This is a genomic window from Vibrio tubiashii, from assembly GCF_028551255.1.
Classification (GTDB): Bacteria; Pseudomonadota; Gammaproteobacteria; order Enterobacterales; family Vibrionaceae; genus Vibrio; species Vibrio tubiashii_B.
This window is the reverse complement of sequence record NZ_CP117029.1, coordinates 994,909-1,012,577: the sequence shown is the minus strand read 5'-3', so window position 1 is coordinate 1,012,577 and position 17,669 is coordinate 994,909. Positions and strand designations below refer to the sequence as shown.

Annotated in this window: 18 protein-coding genes; 4 read left to right on the top strand and 14 right to left on the bottom strand. The window is 44.8% G+C overall.

The annotated features are described in order from the left end of the window. Nucleotides 1-31: 31 nt before the first annotated feature. Both fadJ and fadI read right to left on the bottom strand, forming a co-directional pair. On the bottom strand, nt 32-2,155 hold the full coding sequence (fadJ, locus tag LYZ37_RS04610) for a fatty acid oxidation complex subunit alpha FadJ (protein WP_272786686.1): 2,124 nt from the start codon (nt 2,153-2,155) through the stop codon (nt 32-34). After that, entirely contained in the window at nt 2,155-3,462 is a 1,308-nt protein-coding gene (gene fadI, locus LYZ37_RS04605; RefSeq protein ID WP_272786685.1) for an acetyl-CoA C-acyltransferase FadI, read from the bottom strand. Before fadI ends, fadJ begins: the two co-directional genes overlap by 1 nt. A 646-nt stretch (nt 3,463-4,108) precedes the next feature. On the opposite strand from fadI, the gene LYZ37_RS04600 reads away from it, so the two are divergent. From LYZ37_RS04600 to LYZ37_RS04585, 4 genes are all read left to right on the top strand, one after another. After that, nucleotides 4,109-4,615 carry a sigma-70 family RNA polymerase sigma factor gene (locus LYZ37_RS04600; RefSeq protein WP_253649379.1) on the top strand — a complete coding sequence of 169 codons (507 nt, stop codon included), beginning with the start codon at nt 4,109-4,111 and terminating at the stop codon, nt 4,613-4,615. Beyond that, the gene (locus LYZ37_RS04595; RefSeq protein WP_272786684.1) at nt 4,608-5,336 is read left to right on the top strand and encodes a DUF3379 domain-containing protein; all 729 of its coding nucleotides are present in this window, start codon (nt 4,608-4,610) and stop codon (nt 5,334-5,336) included. The genes LYZ37_RS04600 and LYZ37_RS04595 overlap by 8 nt, the downstream gene beginning before the upstream one ends. A 266-nt stretch (nt 5,337-5,602) precedes the next feature. Continuing rightward, nucleotides 5,603-6,910: an outer membrane protein transport protein gene (locus tag LYZ37_RS04590; protein WP_272786683.1), complete on the top strand. Its 1,308-nt coding sequence runs from the start codon at nt 5,603-5,605 to the stop codon at nt 6,908-6,910. A 332-nt stretch (nt 6,911-7,242) separates the two neighbouring features. Then, nucleotides 7,243-8,547, top strand: a complete 1,305-nt coding sequence (locus LYZ37_RS04585; protein WP_272786682.1) for an outer membrane protein transport protein — start codon at nt 7,243-7,245, stop codon at nt 8,545-8,547. A 71-nt stretch (nt 8,548-8,618) separates the two neighbouring features. On the opposite strand, the gene LYZ37_RS04580 is transcribed toward LYZ37_RS04585, so the two are convergent. The 12 genes from LYZ37_RS04580 to LYZ37_RS04525 form a co-directional block, all read right to left on the bottom strand. Continuing rightward, on the bottom strand, nt 8,619-9,374 hold the full coding sequence (locus tag LYZ37_RS04580) for an MlaA family lipoprotein (RefSeq protein ID WP_272786681.1): 756 nt from the start codon (nt 9,372-9,374) through the stop codon (nt 8,619-8,621). Between the two features lie 65 nt (nt 9,375-9,439). Next, nucleotides 9,440-10,657 (bottom strand): c-type cytochrome biogenesis protein CcmI, encoded by a 1,218-nt coding sequence (gene ccmI / locus LYZ37_RS04575; protein ID WP_272786680.1) that lies wholly within the window; start codon nt 10,655-10,657, stop codon nt 9,440-9,442. After that, on the bottom strand, nt 10,657-11,142 hold the full coding sequence (locus LYZ37_RS04570) for a cytochrome c-type biogenesis protein (RefSeq protein WP_272786679.1): 486 nt from the start codon (nt 11,140-11,142) through the stop codon (nt 10,657-10,659). Before LYZ37_RS04570 ends, ccmI begins: the two co-directional genes overlap by 1 nt. Next, entirely contained in the window at nt 11,139-11,693 is a 555-nt protein-coding gene (locus LYZ37_RS04565; RefSeq protein ID WP_004748651.1) for a DsbE family thiol:disulfide interchange protein, read from the bottom strand. The genes LYZ37_RS04570 and LYZ37_RS04565 overlap by 4 nt, the downstream gene beginning before the upstream one ends. Next, nucleotides 11,693-13,651, bottom strand: a complete 1,959-nt coding sequence (locus LYZ37_RS04560) for a heme lyase CcmF/NrfE family subunit (protein WP_272786678.1) — start codon at nt 13,649-13,651, stop codon at nt 11,693-11,695. Before LYZ37_RS04560 ends, LYZ37_RS04565 begins: the two co-directional genes overlap by 1 nt. Beyond that, nucleotides 13,648-14,133 carry a cytochrome c maturation protein CcmE gene (gene ccmE / locus LYZ37_RS04555; RefSeq protein WP_171322526.1) on the bottom strand — a complete coding sequence of 162 codons (486 nt, stop codon included), beginning with the start codon at nt 14,131-14,133 and terminating at the stop codon, nt 13,648-13,650. Before ccmE ends, LYZ37_RS04560 begins: the two co-directional genes overlap by 4 nt. Continuing rightward, nucleotides 14,130-14,336, bottom strand: a complete 207-nt coding sequence (gene ccmD / locus LYZ37_RS04550) for a heme exporter protein CcmD (protein WP_004748648.1) — start codon at nt 14,334-14,336, stop codon at nt 14,130-14,132. The genes ccmE and ccmD overlap by 4 nt, the downstream gene beginning before the upstream one ends. A 2-nt stretch (nt 14,337-14,338) precedes the next feature. Beyond that, nucleotides 14,339-15,091, bottom strand: coding sequence for a heme ABC transporter permease (locus tag LYZ37_RS04545; RefSeq protein ID WP_004748647.1), 753 nt, complete (start codon nt 15,089-15,091; stop codon nt 14,339-14,341). A gap of 103 nt (nt 15,092-15,194) precedes the next feature. Next, on the bottom strand, nt 15,195-15,863 hold the full coding sequence (gene ccmB / locus LYZ37_RS04540; protein ID WP_272786677.1) for a heme exporter protein CcmB: 669 nt from the start codon (nt 15,861-15,863) through the stop codon (nt 15,195-15,197). A gap of 2 nt (nt 15,864-15,865) precedes the next feature. Beyond that, nucleotides 15,866-16,486: a cytochrome c biogenesis heme-transporting ATPase CcmA gene (ccmA, locus tag LYZ37_RS04535; protein ID WP_004748645.1), complete on the bottom strand. Its 621-nt coding sequence runs from the start codon at nt 16,484-16,486 to the stop codon at nt 15,866-15,868. A 189-nt stretch (nt 16,487-16,675) separates the two neighbouring features. Continuing rightward, nucleotides 16,676-17,170 (bottom strand): DUF2802 domain-containing protein, encoded by a 495-nt coding sequence (locus LYZ37_RS04530; protein ID WP_272786676.1) that lies wholly within the window; start codon nt 17,168-17,170, stop codon nt 16,676-16,678. Continuing rightward, nucleotides 17,170-17,664, bottom strand: a complete 495-nt coding sequence (locus LYZ37_RS04525; protein ID WP_004413313.1) for a chemotaxis protein CheW — start codon at nt 17,662-17,664, stop codon at nt 17,170-17,172. The genes LYZ37_RS04530 and LYZ37_RS04525 overlap by 1 nt, the downstream gene beginning before the upstream one ends. Nucleotides 17,665-17,669: the final 5 nt, after the last annotated feature.

The window sequence follows — 17,669 nt, the reverse complement described above, 5'->3', positions numbered from 1 at the left end:
CCCATTGGTTCGCCTTAGTAGAGCTTTGGTTTTAGTCGTAGAACTTAGCGCCAATGCCTGCTCGCGTGAGTAGGCCATCACATGGAGCAAATCGATCGCCATATTTCTGCGCATGTTCGTTCATGATCTCCACCAATTTTTCGATTCCAATTTGATCCATATAACGGAATGGACCACCTAGGAATGGAGGGAAACCGATACCGAAAATAGCACCAATATCACCATCTCTTGGGCTGCGAATGATGCCTTCGTCTAAACAGCGAACCGCTTCATTGAGCATTGGTATAACGCAACGCATAGCGATGTCTTTCTCAGCAAGCTTAGACTCTGGGCTCAAGCTCAGTAATTTATACACTGACTTGTCGACTTCTTTCTTTTTGCCTTTGTAGGTATAGAAACCTTTACCGCTCTTACGCCCTTTACGGTCATCATTGAGCAGTTTGTCAAACACATCTGGCCCTTGGAAACGTTCACCAAGCTCAGCGACTAAGATAGGCATAATTTTGGCACCAATATCAACGCCGACTTCATCCAGTAAGGTGATTGGACCAACAGGGAAGCCAAAATTAAGCAGCGCGGTATCAAGCTGTTCTATTGGCTCTCCGGTCAACAGAACTTGCGCCGCTTCATTCATGTAAGGCGCTAAGATTCGGTTTACGTAGAAGCCAGCACAATCTTTAACCACAATTGGGGTTTTGCCTTGCTTACGCGCAAATTCCACTACCGTTGAAATCGTTTCATCTGAAGTGCCTTGATGAGGAATGACCTCAACCAATGGCATTTTCTCTACTGGACTGAAATAGTGCAAGCCGACGACGTTTTCCGGGCGCTCCGCTTTCTCTGCAATCTGATGGATTGGCAGAGACGAAGTATTAGTCGCGAAAATGGTGCTATCTTTGGCGTTACTCTCGATATCTGCCACCATTTGTTGCTTAAGGTTGAGATCTTCGAATACCGCTTCAATAACAATATCAGTGTGATTAAAGCGAGTAAAATCTGTCCCACCAGAAAGCTGCAACATTTTGCTTTGTAGTTGCGCTTTAGAGAGGATTCGACGTTTTCTTTGCTTCTCAAACAGTTTGTAGTTGTATTTGAGCGCGTTAAGTACACCGTCGTTAGATACATCTTTGATTCGAACAGGTACTTTTGCTTTAGCCACACTGACGTGACTGATCCCTGCGCCCATAAGGCCACCACCTAGTACCGCTGCTCTTGCAATAGGTTTAGGTTGAGCATCACTGCCGTGCTCTTTTTTCATCTCTGTGGTTGCAAAGAAGATCGAACGTAGTGCTTTTGACTCAGAGGTCATCACTAGCTCGCCAAAACGCTCTGCTTCTTTCTTCTGACCTTTTTCAAAGCCCTTTTCGAGACCATAGCGAATCACTTGCAAAATAGCGTCAGCTGCTGGGTAGTTTCCACGAGTCTTTTCATTTGTCTTTTTAGCCGCCTGTTCAAAAATCACTTTGCGGCCTAAGCCAGTATTAGAAATAAGTTTTTCTTTAGTCGAAACTTTTCGCTTACCTTTCTTCTTACCCGCATGTTTTTCGACAAAGCTTTTCGCAACATCAAGCAAAACCGTGTGAGGAACGACCGCATCTGCCACGCCCAGTTTTTTCGCTTTCTTTGCTCGAAGCTGTTTGCCAGTAAGAATCATATCTAGTGATGGCAACAAACCAATCAAACGAGGCAGTCGCTGGGTACCGCCTGAGCCTGGTAATAGGCCGAGCTGTACTTCTGGTAAGCCTAAACGGGTTTTATCTGAATCACTACACACTCGGTAATCACAAGCCAGTGCGAGTTCTAGTCCACCACCCAGACAAGGGCCATGAATAGCGGCAACGACAGGATAAGGCAGGTCTGAAAGCTGCTGGAACATTTGCTGACCTTTTTCCGCCAATGCTTGCGCTTCCTTAGCACTGGTACAAGCATCAAGCATACGTACGTCGGCACCCGCAATGAAGTTATCTGGTTTCAATGAATGAACCACCAAACCTTTAATTGACGCACCTTTCTCCGCAAGTTGAGCGAAGATCGCTTCCATTTCTTCAGCAAAAGCGGCTTGAAGGGTATTCATCTTCTCGCCTGGAACATCAATAGAGAGCCAAGCGATATCTTGATCATCAATAGATAAGTTAAATGCAGTTTTGTCGCTCATTACTCTACCTCCAGTACCATAGCTGCGCCTAAACCGCCTGCGGCACAGGCTGTATTCAATGCTAAACCACCACCTCTTCGTTGCAGTTCACGCAACGTTTGAGTGATCATGCGCGCACCTGTAGCAGCAAATGGGTGACCGTACGCAATCGAGCCACCTAATACGTTGAATTTATCCATATCAATTTCGCCAATCGCTTTGGAGCGACCCAGCTTCTCTTGGGCAAACTTATCGCTTGCGAACATCTTAACGTTTGAAAGCGCCTGCGCCGCAAAGGCTTCATGCATATCGATTAGCGTCAGATCTGATAGCTCGATACCCGCGCGATCGAGCGCCATCGGTGTCGCGTAAGAAGGCCCCATAAGCATGTCCTTCTCTACACCAATTGCAGAGAAAGCGTAAGAGCGAATGTAACCCATGATATCTAATCCCAGCTCCTTCGCTTTGCCTTCGCGCATCAACATGATTGCCGCAGCACCATCGGTAAGAGGCGTACTGTTGGCCGCAGTGACACTGCCGTACTGGCGGTCAAATGCTGGACGAAGTTTTGCGTAACCCTCAATCGTCGAATCTTCACGAATATTGTTATCTTTAGCGATCCACTTCTTATAAGGTTCAGGGAATGCCGTCATCACTTCCCCTTCTATCTTGCCATCATTCCAAGCTTGAGCAGCAAGCGTATGAGAGCGGTGAGCAAGTTCATCTTGCGCCTGACGAGTAATGCCATGCGATTTCGCCATTTGCTCCGCCGTTTGACCCATTGATAAGCCAGTAGAATACTCAGCGACTGCAGGCGGTACTGGCATCAAATCTTTCAATGACAGAGTTTTAAGAATATTGAGCTTTTGACTGAGCGTCTTGGTTTTACTCAGTGCTAGTAGGTTTGCCGCTAGTTTCTTCGAAACACCAATTGGCAGAACAGAAGAGGAGTCCGCACCGCCAGCAATACCGACATCAATAGTTCCCGCCATAATGCTTTCGGCAACGTTTACGGCTGATTGGAAGCTCGTCGCACAAGCACGAGTCACGCTGTAAGCATCGGTATTAATGTCCATCCCCGTTCCAAGCACGATCTCTCGCGCAATGTTTGGTGCTTCAGGCATTTGTACAACCTGACCAAACACAACCTGCTCAATCAGTTTTGGATCGATTTCAGTGCGAGCAAGCATATCACTCACGACCATTTTTCCGAGGTCTACCGCCGGGACTTGACTAAATTCTGTACTTTGACGTGCAAACGGTGTTCGCAATCCTGCGACAATCGCTACACGTTCTCCTGAGCGAGTTTTCACTTCCAGCTTGCCCATTGTTGCTCCTTAATAGATAGAGGTCTGACCAGAATCATTGTAACGAGAATGTTAATTCAATCAAACAGTCGTTTGAATAAACGTGACTTACAACAGATTACGCTGCTTATCAGCCAATAGCGATAAATAACACTGGACTAAGAGATAACTTGATAAAATAGGTGTAACTTATAGGTAGAATGGTTGTCGTAGAGATTGCAGGCAAAAAAAAACCACACAAAGCTGTGTGGTTGGAATATATAAAGCAATTAACTTACGCCAATTGAAATAATCAGTTTCCTGATTAGGAGAAAGTAAAGTCAGCCTTCAAAAGGAAGTGTCATCTTGCTCAACTTGTCAGTGTAAACACCGACTAGATGACAGGTGTTACTATAACCTTTCGAGTTGGCCAGATTTTGAAATAGATCAATTTTAAGTGGAATACTGGCGAACAGATGCTGTTATATTTCACTTCAACTATTCACAACATCAATTGCTACGCTTTTATTCAAGCGATAACTTTAGCTTGCTAAGAAATGAATGAGTACCACTGCTCCACTTATCGCAGTGACAACAACAATAAATTCACAGAGCAACGAGGGAGGCTCCTGTGTCAATCATCAATTTTTTTGGAAAGAAAAAGTCCAATGATCCGGTCAACTCGGATATGGACAGACAAAGAAAATACGAAGCGCTTGTCAGAGCTTATCACAGAGACTTATACAGGTACGCCTATTGGTTGTGTAAAGATCCAACCATTGCAGAAGACCTTGTACAAGAAACTTGCCTACGTGCATGGAAATCTCTAGATAGCTTGCAAGACGAAAAAGCAGCTAAATCTTGGCTTATCACCATATTAAGACGAGAAAATGCGCGCCGTTTTGAACGCAAACAGTTTGATCTGGTAGATATCGACGACCATGGCAACGATGCTAAGGTTTCGGATGATCCTCACCACCAAACACAATGGGTTCAAGCTCAGATCATGAAGCTTGAGGAAGATTACCGAGAGCCACTGTTCCTTCAAGTTGTGGGCGGATTCAGCGGCGAAGAAATCGGTGAGATACTCGGTCTTAATAAAAATACGGTAATGACTCGACTGTTTAGAGCGAGGAACCAATTGAAAGAGATGTTAGATTCAGAGAATACACATAGGGGGCAGCAAAATGGATGAATTAGAATTTCGCCGACGCATCATGTCCGATCCTAAACAAAGAGATAGTGAGATAAGTGCGGCGATAAAAGAAAGTGAACAAAACGCACAGTTCGCTGATGAAATCCTTGATCTCGACAAGCAGATTGCAAAAGCAATGGCAGTCGATGTACCTGAAGATCTGGCTGATAAGATTTTGTTTAATCAGACGTCCGTTGCCAGAGATAACGTCGTGCGACCTAACTTTGCTCGCAAAGCGATGGCAATGGCAGCTTCGGTAGCCTTTGTAGCAGGTTTACTGGTTGGCCAGCTAAATTGGAGTAATCTGGTGGTGTCTCCAGCGCAAGCGAGCTTGGCAACGACGGCGCTTCAGCATGTTGTTGATGAGAAGCCGTTTATCCAAAATCTTGACGAGCAGGTTAAATCATCGCAAATCAACGCTAAGATGATGCCGTTTGATCACCAGCTTTCGGAAACCTTTCCGTACCATGTGTATTACTTAAATCACTGCGGTTTCGGCAAGTCGAATGCGCTACATATGGTATTCAGAGGCGAAAAAGGCAAAGTTACATTGTTCTTAACCGGGATTCCATCTAACCAAACGGTCGACTTCAATGAAGACGGTATGGCTGGAGTTGTGGAACCAATGGGAGATACCAGCATGATCATCGTCGGTGACGAAGGTGAAGATGTGGCTAAGATCGCTGAAAGCATATCTAAAATCATCAAACCGATGATTTAACAAAACCGCAACAATTTGTGACCCACGTCATGGCTTGAACAATCTGTTTGAGCCATTTTTTTAGCACAAAATTAGAGTCAAGACTCTAAAAAGACGTTTTTTGCAGCATTTTCCTGCCAGATAACCATCATTTCCATAATTTTATCACCCTAATCGGCAATGGTCGGATTTCTATATCTTATACTTGAGTCTAGTATCAGCCACCACTGAGCTTTTGCTCAAATTTTATCGTCCACTTAGAGACGAACAAAAAGGAAAAAGCAAAAATGAACAAGACGCGTCTGTTTAAAAAATCACTATTAGCAGTGACAATCGCAACAACTTCTCTAGCTTCGCAGCAAGCTCTCGCTGCCGGTTTCCAACTTAACTCTCAATCAGCAACGGGCCTAGGCCGTGCATTTGCAGGTGATGCTGTTATCGCTGATAACGCTTCAGTTATGTCGCGCAACGCAGCTGCAATGTCGCTATTTGATCGTACTGAAATTTCTGTTGGTTTTAACGTAATTGACTCTGAAGTTAAGATCTCAGATTCAACTTATACTTCTCCTCTAGGTTCTCAATCTGTCGCCGACACTACCAACGATGCTACTTCAGTAGTACCAAACCTTTACTTGGTCCATCCAGTTAACGACAAATTTGCTGTTGGCCTAGGTATTTACTCAAACTTTGGTACAACCAACGAGTTCGATAGCAACTGGGGCTCAAAAACAGGTGCTGTCGTATTACAAGGTTCAACTCCTACTCCGGTTCCTGGTGCTGATGCATTTGGTGGTATCACTAACGTAACAACGACTAATATTGCTCTTCTTAGCTCATACCGTATCAACGAGCAATGGAGTGTTGGTGGTGGTCTAGATATTATCTATGGTGAAGGTGAGCTAAAACGCACTACCACGATGAACAATACTATTCTAGGCGGAACTACAGATGCCGAGCTAATGAATATTGATGCTTCTGGTTGGGCAGTTGGCTTCAATCTAGGTACTGTATTTGAAATGGATGAAAACAACCGTTTCGGTTTAAGCTACCACTACAGCCCAGAAAAAGAAGTAAGTGGTACTGTGACTTACAATACCCAATCAAATATTGGCGATCTAAAGATCCCACTGCCTGATATGTTTGAATTCTCTGGTTACCACCGTATTGAAAACACTAAATTTGCTGTTCACTACAGCGTACAGTGGATCGGTTGGAGCGCATTTGACCGCCTAGTAACTACAAACGGTACTGAAATTAAAGAGTACAAATGGAAGGATACTTTCCACTACTCAATCGGTGGTACTTACTACGTCAATGAGAACTGGGAAGCGCGCGTAGGCTACATGTTTGATGAAGGTGTACAGGATGAGCTAACTTCAGTATCTGTACCAGATTCTGACCGTCAATGGTTCTCTGCAGGTGCAACTTACCACATCAACAAAGACCAAGCGATCGATGTTGGCTTTACATACCTAGTAGGTAAAGACAAGCAAGTTAATGACACTATCACAAGTGGTGCAACGACGCTTAAGCTTGACACTACGACTAAAGCAACAGCGATGCTGTTCGGTGTTCAATACACTCATAAGTTCTAAGCTCAGCTTACAAAACCTACCCAAAGGCCAGCGCTTGCTGGCCTTTTTCTTTAGAGTTAACTCGCTTTACACTCTGATCTTTCTCAGTTTGAATAGCTGTACCAATCCCAAAATTTTAGCTTACACCCGTACTCCATAAGCGCTATTGGCACTACAAATGTTCGCTGAAAAATCAAAACATTAAGTTAACATCCAGTATTTACCACTACAAAGCCACGCAATACCTATATAAAGCTCCAAAAAGCGTCGGTACAGTGTTTTTAATTTTTAAAGTAATAGCTCTAACTCTATGATCGCTCGACACAAATACAATCAGTTCAGCGAACATTACAATGAAAACAAATAAGACTCTTCTATCACTTGCTGTTGCATGTGGCCTAGTGGCTACCTCTACAAGCGTAAACGCAGCGGGCTTTCAGCTAGCAGAATACTCAGCAACAGGTCTAGGCCGTGCTTACGCTGGTGAAGCTGCGATGGCAGACAACGCAAGCGCACAGTGGCGCAACCCTGCTATGCTGACTTACCTAGAAGGTACACAGATCTCTACTGGTGCGATTTATGTAAACCCGAACATCGATGTTAATGGCCAAGTATCTCATCAGGCGCTAGGAAGCACCTCAGCTTCGGCGAACGATTTTGCTAACGATGCAATCATTCCAAACCTATACATTTCTCATCGCTACTCGGACAAACTGGCTGTTGGTTTCGCTTTAGGTACTAACTACGGTATGGAAACCAATTTAGGCACTGATTTCGCGGCCTCTCATTTTGGTAACGAAGCCAGCATTACCACAATGGAAGCGAACCTAAACCTAGCTTACAAACTGAATGACGACGTGAGTGTGGGTGGTGGCGTTCGCTATGTTATGGGTGAAGGTAGCTTCGGTGCCACTGCGCCTAGCAAAAATATTGTAGGTATAGAACAAGGTTCGAACAAACCAATTTCAGCTCCGCAAGGTACAACACTCAAATATATGGAAGGTGACGATACGTCTTGGGGTTGGCAAGTCGGTACAGCTTGGCAGATCAATGATGCTCACCGCCTAGGTTTTGCTTACAAATCAGAAGTGATGATGGACTTTGAAGGCTACGCGAAAGGTCTGACTTTTGGCAACCACAAACCAGGTAAGCTAGCGATCGCTCTTCCTGCCACTGCCGAGATCGCTAGTTTTCACCAACTGTCTGAGCAACTTGCGATTCATGCAAGTATTAACTGGACAGACTGGAGCTCTTTCAAGGAACTTAATGCTCAGTTTAACGATGGTAGCTCTGACCTAATTAAATCTGAAAACTGGGAAGACAACTACCGCTTTGCTTTGGGTACCACCTATCAGCTAGATTCAAAACTAGCGCTACGTTCTGGTATTGCCTACGATATGTCAGCAGTGTCTGATAAAAACCGTACTGCGACCATTCCAGAAACCGATCGTACATGGCTGAGTTTAGGTGCAACTTACCAAGCGACTAAGGCTCTTACGCTTGATGCAGGCTTTACTTACATCATTGCTAAAGATGCGCCAATTAACGAACCTCGCGACTCATCTGACCAAACCGCCGCGGCAATTGGTGGTGCATTCAACGGTGAAGTCTCGGGCAATGTATGGCTAATCGGCCTACAAGCGAACTACACTTTCTAATCAAAAGAACACTATAGAAAGCAAAAAGGCTTGGTTTAACCCAAGCCTTTCTTCTATCAATCTATCGACGATTAAAACTCTTCCAAATATTCGTCCAAGTACTCTTCTTCTTCATGATTGTAATCATCTTTCTCTATCTCAGCATTGTAGTCTTGACGCTGAAGATAAGCGTCACGAGCCACTGAATACGGGTCAGGAGAATTGTCGAGTAAAGCTTCTTGATTAACTAAAGCGGCGCGAGTTTCCATCCCCTCTAATGCCCACTTACCTAGACCTGCCCAGAAGTTAAGTAAAGAGAGTGGCACATAGGTTTTGTCCACTAAATCAGCGGTTTCACGCACAGTCCAAGGACCATATCCGGGCACCATCACGTAAGGACCATTGCCAACGCCATAATGTCCAATAGCATCACTGAATGATTTTTCGTTGTGATCGGTAATACCCGCTTCAGAAGCAATATCGATTAAACCTGCAACACCGATAGTGGAGTTGATCCAAAAGCGATTAAAGTGATCGAGCGCCTTTTCACCATTACCCATAATCAGATTGTTGACCATGCTCGCTGGTTCATCGAGGTTACCTAAAAAGTTGCTAATACCAGTTCGAATCGGCGAAGGGACATAATTTACGTACGCTAAAGAGACAGGTCGTACAAAATAAGGATCGAGGTATTCGTAGTTAATTGCCCACATTGAGCGGTTAAAGCTCTCCATAGGGTCATAGACTTCAGGTTCGCTAAATGCAGATTCGTCTTCGGGCACTGACGCACACCCGGCTAGCCCAAGGGTTAGCAACAATATCCATATCTGCGGCTTTATTTTTCTCATTATTATTAATCCATAAAAAAGGCCGGTAATGTTACCGGCCTTCGTCAACTCATAATCAATAACTATTAATATTGACTATCAATCATAACTTCAACTGGTTCGCCCATTCTAACGGCTTCGCTCTCACCAAACCAGTCCCCTTGTTTGGTTGCAACGTTGCCATCACTATCTATACGTACGCGCACCATCAAAGATTCAAGTGAAGAGAGCTTTCTATCTTCTATCATGCTATTGCCATCATCTAAGACAACGGTACGTGGGAAAGTTCCTAGCGGGTATCTTGCTGCCGCTACTGGCATTGGCGAACCATCAGCAGTATGAACCGAAACAATCAGAGAAGAGTTAGGATCAGCGTTAACCGCATCACCGAGTGTGATGCTTACCGATACAGATTTACCTGTGCCGACTTGCTGACCCATTTGCTTCTGTGCGTTCTCGATACTTCTCGATAGCATTTCGTAACGGCTATCCTGCGGGCCAATCATTTGCTGCATAACGCTCCAGTAACGGACCGCTGCAGGATAATCTTTTCGCTCATACGCATCAAATGCCAAAAGTGAGAATACTCGCAAATCAACATAATCTTGCTGTACTAGCTGACCTAATAAACGGCGAGCCTTATCTTGATCGGTATCGTCTTGCGATAGCATTAGCGCCTGAGCATAGCCCAACATCACATCAGGATTGTCCGACTCAAGGTTGTATGCCTTCTTCATCGCACCCACTGCTGTGCCGACATCGCGGTTAGCCAATGCAATACGACCTAGTAATAGCCAGCCAGTTGAATCATCTGGTTGATAGTGAAGACGTGTACGTAACGCCAGAGTAAGATCCTGCATTTCATCATCACTAAGAGCCGTCCCATCTGGTGACATTAGCTTTTTAGATAACGCAGGTAAGTTAGCACTAACTTCTTGCCACTGCTGCACATCTTCAGACGCGCCAAACTTGAAGTACAAGCCATACGACAGACCAATGACCAATAGCGTTGAAGGAACAAGCACTGCCATTGCAGAGATGCTGCTCTCTTGTTTTTGCTTCTCTTGGCTTGGAATATCATCAAGCAGCGACTGTTTAAGATCTTCGATCAACTCTTGTTGGTCTTCAACTAAGCCCTCATCTGTCTCTTCTTCTAACTCTTCTAAGCGGTCTTTGTAAAACGCCTTATTGAGTTCGTCACGAAGCTGCTCATCGTTGTTTGATTTCTTCTTGATAAAAGGTAGTGCAATCAGCAAAACGCTCACCGCAACTAGAATGACAGAAGCTATCCAAAATAGTGTCATTACTGCTTATCTCCATCATTCTTTTCATCAAGCAACGCTTTTAGACGTGCTTCTTTTTCTGAATCCCACTGCTGTTCGTCGTCTTCTGTAACGTCTACTTTGCGTTTGCGACTACGAACTAGGATAAATCCAAACCCAAATAGCACGACGGCAATCGGACCAATCCATAAGATAGACGTCGCAATCGTGAATGGTGGATTATAGGTAACGAAGTTGCCGTAGCGAGCAATCATATAATCAATGATCTCTTGCTTAGATTTACCCTCTTTAGTCATTTCGTAGACTTTCTGGCGTAAATCAACCGCAAGTTCAGCGTTGGAATCAGCAATGGTGTTGTTCTGACACTTAGGGCAACGCAGTGTATCGCCGAGCTCTTTAAACTGAAGCTCTTGCTCTAAAGAATCGAACTCGTGAATTTCGATCGCTGCATGCGCTGACATTACAAAGCTTAAGCTTGCCACTAACGCAATCATCCATTTCTTCATGATTTCGCCTCCGCTAGCATCGCTTCGTACATCGGCTTAAGCGTTTCATTCCAGTTGCGATCATTAACATCACCGACGTGACGGTAACGAATAATACCATTGGCATCGATAAGGAAGGTCTCTGGCGCGCCATAAACACCCAAGTCTAGGCCTAACATGCCATTGCCATCGAACAAACTAATCAGGTAAGGGTTACCAAGATCGGTCAACCAACCAACGGCTTTATCGCGTTGATCTTTGTAGTTCAAGCCGATGATTTTGACGCCTTGGTCTGCCAGTTCATTTAAGTATTGGTGCTCGGCATAACACGTCGGACACCAAGTCGCCCATACGTTAAGTAATAGCGGCTCACCTTTAAAGATCGCTTGATCGTAAAGCTTACCCGGTTCGGCTAAGTCTTCTAAACGAAACTCTGGAACCTCTTTACCTACTAACACCGACTCAAGTTTCGTTGGATCGTCGCCATGTTGGTTTTTAACTAGCTGGGTCGCAAAAACTGCGACCAAGCCCAAAAATGCCACTAAGGGGATAAATAAAAACTTCTTATTCATTATGCCTCCTGCTTCTTAGCACTTTTTCTAAAGCGATAGCGCTTGTCACTGATTGCGATTGCACCACCTAGTGCCATCAACAATGACCCAGCCCAAATCCAGCGAACAAACGGTTTGTGGTAAATACGCACCGCCCATGATTTGTTGTCATCAAGACGCTCACCCATTGCGATGTATAGGTCACGAGTGACACCACGATCAATGGCCGCTTCCGTCATCATAGAACGCGCTGTGGTGTAGAAACGTTTCTCTGCATGCAGAGTGTTGATGTATTTACCCTCTCGCGTGATCTTAAAGTCCGCGATGTAACCATCATAGTTTGGACCATCTTTGTCACGAAGACCTTCAAAGTGGAAATCGTAGCCTTGAATCTGGATATGTTCACCTGGCGCTAAACGAACATCACGCTCGATGCTGTAATTTTGCACCATCGCAATACCGATAACACTCACCGCTAAACCAAGATGGCCTAACATCATTGCCCAGTGACTGCGTTGTAGCTTTTTAACACCTTCCATAAATGGATGACGGTGGGTCGCACGCTCGTACAATTCGAAAGCGTGTAAGCAGATGATCCACAGTGACATTAGCCAGCCTAGGTAAGCCATAAATAGGAAGTGTTCAGAGAAGATAGTCACAAACACACCGGCTAGTACCAGTGAGATAATCCCTGAAATTAGCATTGGCTTCTTAAGCGCTGATAGGTTGTCACGCTTCCAACGGATAAGCGGACCGATGCCCAATAGGAATGCAAATGGGATCATCAACCACGCGAATAGCATGTCAAAGAATGGCGCACCGATGGATACGGAGCCTAAACCAATCTGCTTGTGTACAAGAGGTAGAAGTGTACCAACTAGCACCACCACAAGCGCAGCAATCAACAGAACATTGTTAGCCAACAATGCGTTTTCACGTGACACGAGGTCAAAATTACCACGTACTCTTACCGATGCACCTTTTAGTGCGAATAGAAGTAATGAGCCGCCAATAACAAAGACTAGGAAGCCAAGGATAAACATGCCTCGCGATGGATCGGAAGCAAACGCGTGTACCGATACTAAAATACCTGAACGTACCAAGAAGGTGCCTAACAAACTCAGCGAGAATGCAGAGATAGCTAATAATACTGTCCACGCTTTAAATGTACCGCGTTTTTCGGTAACCGCTAATGAGTGCATCAAAGCGGTACCCGCAAGCCAAGGCATAAATGAGGCGTTTTCTACTGGATCCCAGAACCACCAGCCACCCCAGCCAAGCTCGTAATACGCCCACCAAGAACCAAGCGCGATACCTAAGGTTAGGAATAGCCAAGCTGCGGTTGTCCAAGGACGAGACCAGCGTGCCCATGCAGTATCTAAACGACCTGTCATCAGAGAAGCAATCGCAAATGAGAAAGCAACCGAGAAGCCAACATAACCCATGTACAGCATTGGCGGGTGGATGATTAAGCCCGGATCTTGAAGCAGTGGGTTTAGATCGCGACCATCAACCGGGAAGAACGGTAAAGTACGCAGGAATGGGTTCGAGGTTAGAATGATAAACAGTAGGAACCCCACTGTGATCATGCCCATAACTGCAAGTACACGTGCAACCGATTCTTGTGGCATACCACGACTGAACGTCGCAACCGCGACCGTCCATGCTGCTTGGATCAATACCCAAAGTAGCAATGAGCCTTCATGCGCGCCCCAGACCGCGGTTAGACGGTAATACCACGGCAACTGGCTGTTCGAGTTACTCGCAACATAGTTAAGCGTGAAATCGTTGGTATAGAAAGCCCATAGCAAAATTGCAAATGAAACGGCAAGTAGCAAGAACATGCCCCAAGACAAAGGTCTGGCGCTATTCATAAGTAAAGTGTTGTTTTTAGACGCACCAACCAAAGGCAGAATACTTAGCAGTACCGCTAATGCCAGTGAGATGATCAGTGCAAAGTGACCAATTTCAGCAATCATTGACCGCTTCCTTGTTTTTGTTGTTCTGTGTATTGCAATGGTTCATGGGTTTTCTTCATTGCTTCTGCGATTTCTGGCGGCATGTACTCTTCATCGTGCTTAGCCAATACTTCAAAAGCTTCTACTGTTGTCGCATCTTTTAAAACGCCCTGAGCAACAATACCCTGCCCTTCACGGAACAAATCTGGAAGAATGCCGTCGTAAACAATCGTTACTGTTGGACCGACATCATGTAGATCGAACGATACACGTAGAGACTCAGAGTCACGCTTAACGGAACCAACCACAACCATGCCACCAATGCGAAGGCGCTGACCGACTTCAGGTTTAGTCCCATCCGGTTTACCGTTAACAAGCTCTGTCGGGGTGTAGAAAAGGTCCATGTTCTGGTTCAATGCATACAGCATCAAACCAATTGTGGCACTGATACCGATAAAGATCGCAAGAACAATGCCGAGCCTCTTTTTACGTCTTGGGTTCATAATGTGTTCTCCAAATTTTTCGCCGCATCAATTCGCGCTTGTCTGTCTATTTTCGCTTGTACTTCGCCGAGGAGAGATTGACCTCTTCTCACACTCAATACCAACAAGACAATCATCACACCGAACGTGACACCAAATGCTGTCCAGACATAACCGGCATAGCCGCCCATGGCAAAGAAATCACTCAAAGATTCAAAATGCATGTTTAACTCCCTCTCTGAGACTTATCTGCTGCTAACTTGATCACCCAAGGGCGATGGCTCTCTTTGCTAATAATTTCGTTACGGAAACGAATCATGGTGACGGAAGCAAAGAAGAAAGCGAAGCCAAAAATGTTCAGTAGCAAAGGCCACAACATATTGCTTGAGATAGATGGTTTCTCAAACTTAGTAATGGTTGCGCCTTGGTGAAGGGTATTCCACCACTCTACAGAGAAGTGAATGATAGGTAAGTTCACCACACCGACGATTGCCAAAATACCCGCCGCTTTTGCTGCTGTTTTTTGGTCATCAAACGCATGGTAAAGAGCAATAACACCCAAGTAGAGGAAAAGAAGAATAAGTTCAGAAGTTAAACGCGCATCCCATACCCACCATGTACCCCACATTGGTTTACCCCAGATCGCGCCAGTTAGTAGCGCAATAAAGGTGTAGACCGCACCAATAGGTGCCATGGCAGACGCTGCCATATCTGACAAACGAACTTGCCAGACGATACCAATGAAAGCTGCGATAGCCATAGACATATAAACGCCCATAGACCAAATAGCAGAAGGCACATGAATATAGATGATTCGAAAGCTATCACCTTGCTGATAATCAGAAGGTGCGAAAGCTAACCCCCATACTGTGCCGACGGTTAAACACACCAGCGCCAGTACAGAGAACCAGGGCAAAAGCTTACCGCAAAGCTGGTAGGCTGATTCGGGCTTGGCATAAGGATGGAGCCATTTCCACATCGTCGTTCTCACTCTTACTTCAAGTTCGTTTAACTTTTTCGTTAAACAATTATTAGTTTTGTAATTTATAGAAAGGGGAATTTTCGTGCTTGATCAAAAACAACTAATTGACACTTACTCGCAGTGCAGCACTTATTGCAAACGGCGTGAGGGTCATTGCCCCCATAAACATAGCGCCGAGAATTGCTAACTGTCCGTTATACGCCATCCCCAGTGACGCAGCATCAATCGCCGACGTCGCAAAAATCAAAATTGGGATATATAGCGGTAAAACGAGCAAACTAAGCAACACGCCCCCTTTTTGCAACCCTACTGTCAGCGCAACACCAATAGCACCAATAAAGCTGAGTGTTGGCGTGCCAACAAGTAGCGTCAATACCACGGCTAACCAAGTATTGAAGTCTAAAGACAGCAATATGGACAACAGTGGGCTTATCAGAATCAATGGCAAACCTGTCAAAAGCCAGTGCGCAATCACTTTTGAAATGACCACAATCGGCAAAGGGACAGGCATAAGCATCATCTGCTCCAATGCGCCATCTTGAAAATCGTCACGGAACAGACGTTCAAGAGACAATAAAGCAGAGAGTAACGCTGCAACCCAAACAATCCCTGCTGCGATTCTAGCCAGCAAGTTGGGCTCTGGACCGATACTTAATGGAAACAGCGTAATAACAATAATAAAAAACCACAGAGGGTTAAAAATATCGGCTTGACGACGAAAGGCAATCAGCAGCTCGCGTCTTATAATACTATTTATGGTGCCGAGCATGATTAGTTACCTAGTTTAATTTTTCTGAGTTTAGGGTTATCCGCAAACATATCTTGGTGCGTGGTAAGCATGACAATGCCACCGTTTTCTGCATGCTGAAGAAACAGCGACTCAAGTACTTTCACACCTTGCTTATCAATTGCAGTCAAAGGCTCATCAAGAATCCACAATTTGTGATCACTTAGCCACAAACGTGCTAAAGCGACTCGACGCTGCTGCCCCGCAGATAACTGAGCCACGGGTACGTCTTCACGACCTGCAAGCCCTACCTTAGTCAATGCGTTATAAATGGTTTGTTTGTCGACAGGCTTACGTGAATGGATGCTTAAATAGAAACGCAAATTTTCATAAGCGGTAAGCTCACGTTTCACACCAGTTTGATGACCAAGGAATAAAAGGTCTTGGTGGAAAGCATCTCGGTTGGACTCAATGTTCTCACCGTTCCAGTAGATCTCGCCATTGTCGCGGTCACCAAGCCCAGTGATGATGCGTAGTAGCGTGGTTTTACCTGTTCCGTTACGTCCTTCGACTTGAACTAATTCACCAGAATCTATAGTAAAAGAAAGGGATTCAAAGAGAATTCTTTCATCTCTTATTGCTGTCAGTTGAGATACTTCTAACATTTGCTATCACTAGATAAACTTCGAGCTAGTATCTTACCACAGCCTTTTAACCACAAAATAGAATTAGACCTATACGAATCACGAAACTAAGTAAGAATCTGTTAATATTCAAACATAAATCTTATTAACTACCACTAAATGGTTACATTCAAAAATAAAAAAAGTGTCCGAAGACACTTTTTAAGCAACCTATCTTTTGGCACTTCGTTTTTTTGCAGCAAATTTTTGCTGCGGAGGACGAGTTTCTAGAGGAGGGACTTTCTCTTTACCAGAGATTTTGTTTTGCAAAGACATCATCAGCTCAGCTTCAGCTTTAGGTAACTCGCACTCTTGAATAAGCTCGTTGACGTCAGCACCTAGCTGAACCATCTTACTTGCCCTTGAGTAAAGGCGACCATCACTATCAGCTTGTTCTAGTTCTGTAATGCGCTCATTTAAATGCTGAATGATATCTTGCTGCTCACTGACCTTTTGACCAAGCCCAACAACCACTGAGCGTACTTCAAGTAATTGTTTATTCGCTTTTTGTAGCTCTTTGTCTAGATGACGGTTTTGTTGGCGTAAATGCTCTGCTGAACGGATCTGACCTCGTTTGAGTCGAAACAAGGCTAAGCAGATAAACAAAAAAACTAACGCGACTGCTCCAGCGATAACTGGAGCACTGGTCATCCAACTACTGTCCATTATAGGTGAGCCATCTCATCCCACTCTTCATCAGTCAGTAGCTTGTTAAGGTCAACCAAGATAAGTAGCTTACCATCACGGTTACTAACACCTTGGATAAACTTAGCACTCTCGTCGGTACCCACACTCGGTGTGGTATCGATCTCTGATGAACGTAGGTAAACCACTTCTGCAACGCTATCAACTAGGATACCGATCACTTGATGTTCAGACTCAATCACGATGATACGAGTATTATCAGTGATTTCACCTTCCATCAAACCAAAGCGCGAGCGTGTATCGATAACCGTCACGACATTACCACGCAGGTTGATGATACCGAGTACGTAGTCAGGAGCTCCAGGAACTGGCGCAATTTCAGTGTAACGAAGTACTTCGCGAACCTGCATTACATTGATGCCATAAGTTTCTTCTTCTAGCTGGAACGTCACCCACTGAAGCACTTCGTCGTTCGACTGCTCTTTTCTTACTTCTACTTCATTTGTTTGAGACATACCTT

Coding starts and splice junctions, on each gene's coding strand:
- fadJ (WP_272786686.1), bottom strand. CDS start 2,155: ATGAGCGACAAAACTGCATTTAACTTATCTATTGATGATCAAGATATC.
- fadI (WP_272786685.1), bottom strand. CDS start 3,462: ATGGGCAAGCTGGAAGTGAAAACTCGCTCAGGAGAACGTGTAGCGATT.
- LYZ37_RS04600 (WP_253649379.1), top strand. CDS start 4,109: ATGGACAGACAAAGAAAATACGAAGCGCTTGTCAGAGCTTATCACAGA.
- LYZ37_RS04595 (WP_272786684.1), top strand. CDS start 4,608: ATGGATGAATTAGAATTTCGCCGACGCATCATGTCCGATCCTAAACAA.
- LYZ37_RS04590 (WP_272786683.1), top strand. CDS start 5,603: ATGAACAAGACGCGTCTGTTTAAAAAATCACTATTAGCAGTGACAATC.
- LYZ37_RS04585 (WP_272786682.1), top strand. CDS start 7,243: ATGAAAACAAATAAGACTCTTCTATCACTTGCTGTTGCATGTGGCCTA.
- LYZ37_RS04580 (WP_272786681.1), bottom strand. CDS start 9,374: ATGAGAAAAATAAAGCCGCAGATATGGATATTGTTGCTAACCCTTGGG.
- ccmI (WP_272786680.1), bottom strand. CDS start 10,657: ATGACACTATTTTGGATAGCTTCTGTCATTCTAGTTGCGGTGAGCGTT.
- LYZ37_RS04570 (WP_272786679.1), bottom strand. CDS start 11,142: ATGAAGAAATGGATGATTGCGTTAGTGGCAAGCTTAAGCTTTGTAATG.
- LYZ37_RS04565 (WP_004748651.1), bottom strand. CDS start 11,693: ATGAATAAGAAGTTTTTATTTATCCCCTTAGTGGCATTTTTGGGCTTG.
- LYZ37_RS04560 (WP_272786678.1), bottom strand. CDS start 13,651: ATGATTGCTGAAATTGGTCACTTTGCACTGATCATCTCACTGGCATTA.
- ccmE (WP_171322526.1), bottom strand. CDS start 14,133: ATGAACCCAAGACGTAAAAAGAGGCTCGGCATTGTTCTTGCGATCTTT.
- ccmD (WP_004748648.1), bottom strand. CDS start 14,336: ATGCATTTTGAATCTTTGAGTGATTTCTTTGCCATGGGCGGCTATGCC.
- LYZ37_RS04545 (WP_004748647.1), bottom strand. CDS start 15,091: ATGTGGAAATGGCTCCATCCTTATGCCAAGCCCGAATCAGCCTACCAG.
- ccmB (WP_272786677.1), bottom strand. CDS start 15,863: ATGCTCGGCACCATAAATAGTATTATAAGACGCGAGCTGCTGATTGCC.
- ccmA (WP_004748645.1), bottom strand. CDS start 16,486: ATGTTAGAAGTATCTCAACTGACAGCAATAAGAGATGAAAGAATTCTC.
- LYZ37_RS04530 (WP_272786676.1), bottom strand. CDS start 17,170: ATGGACAGTAGTTGGATGACCAGTGCTCCAGTTATCGCTGGAGCAGTC.
- LYZ37_RS04525 (WP_004413313.1), bottom strand. CDS start 17,664: ATGTCTCAAACAAATGAAGTAGAAGTAAGAAAAGAGCAGTCGAACGAC.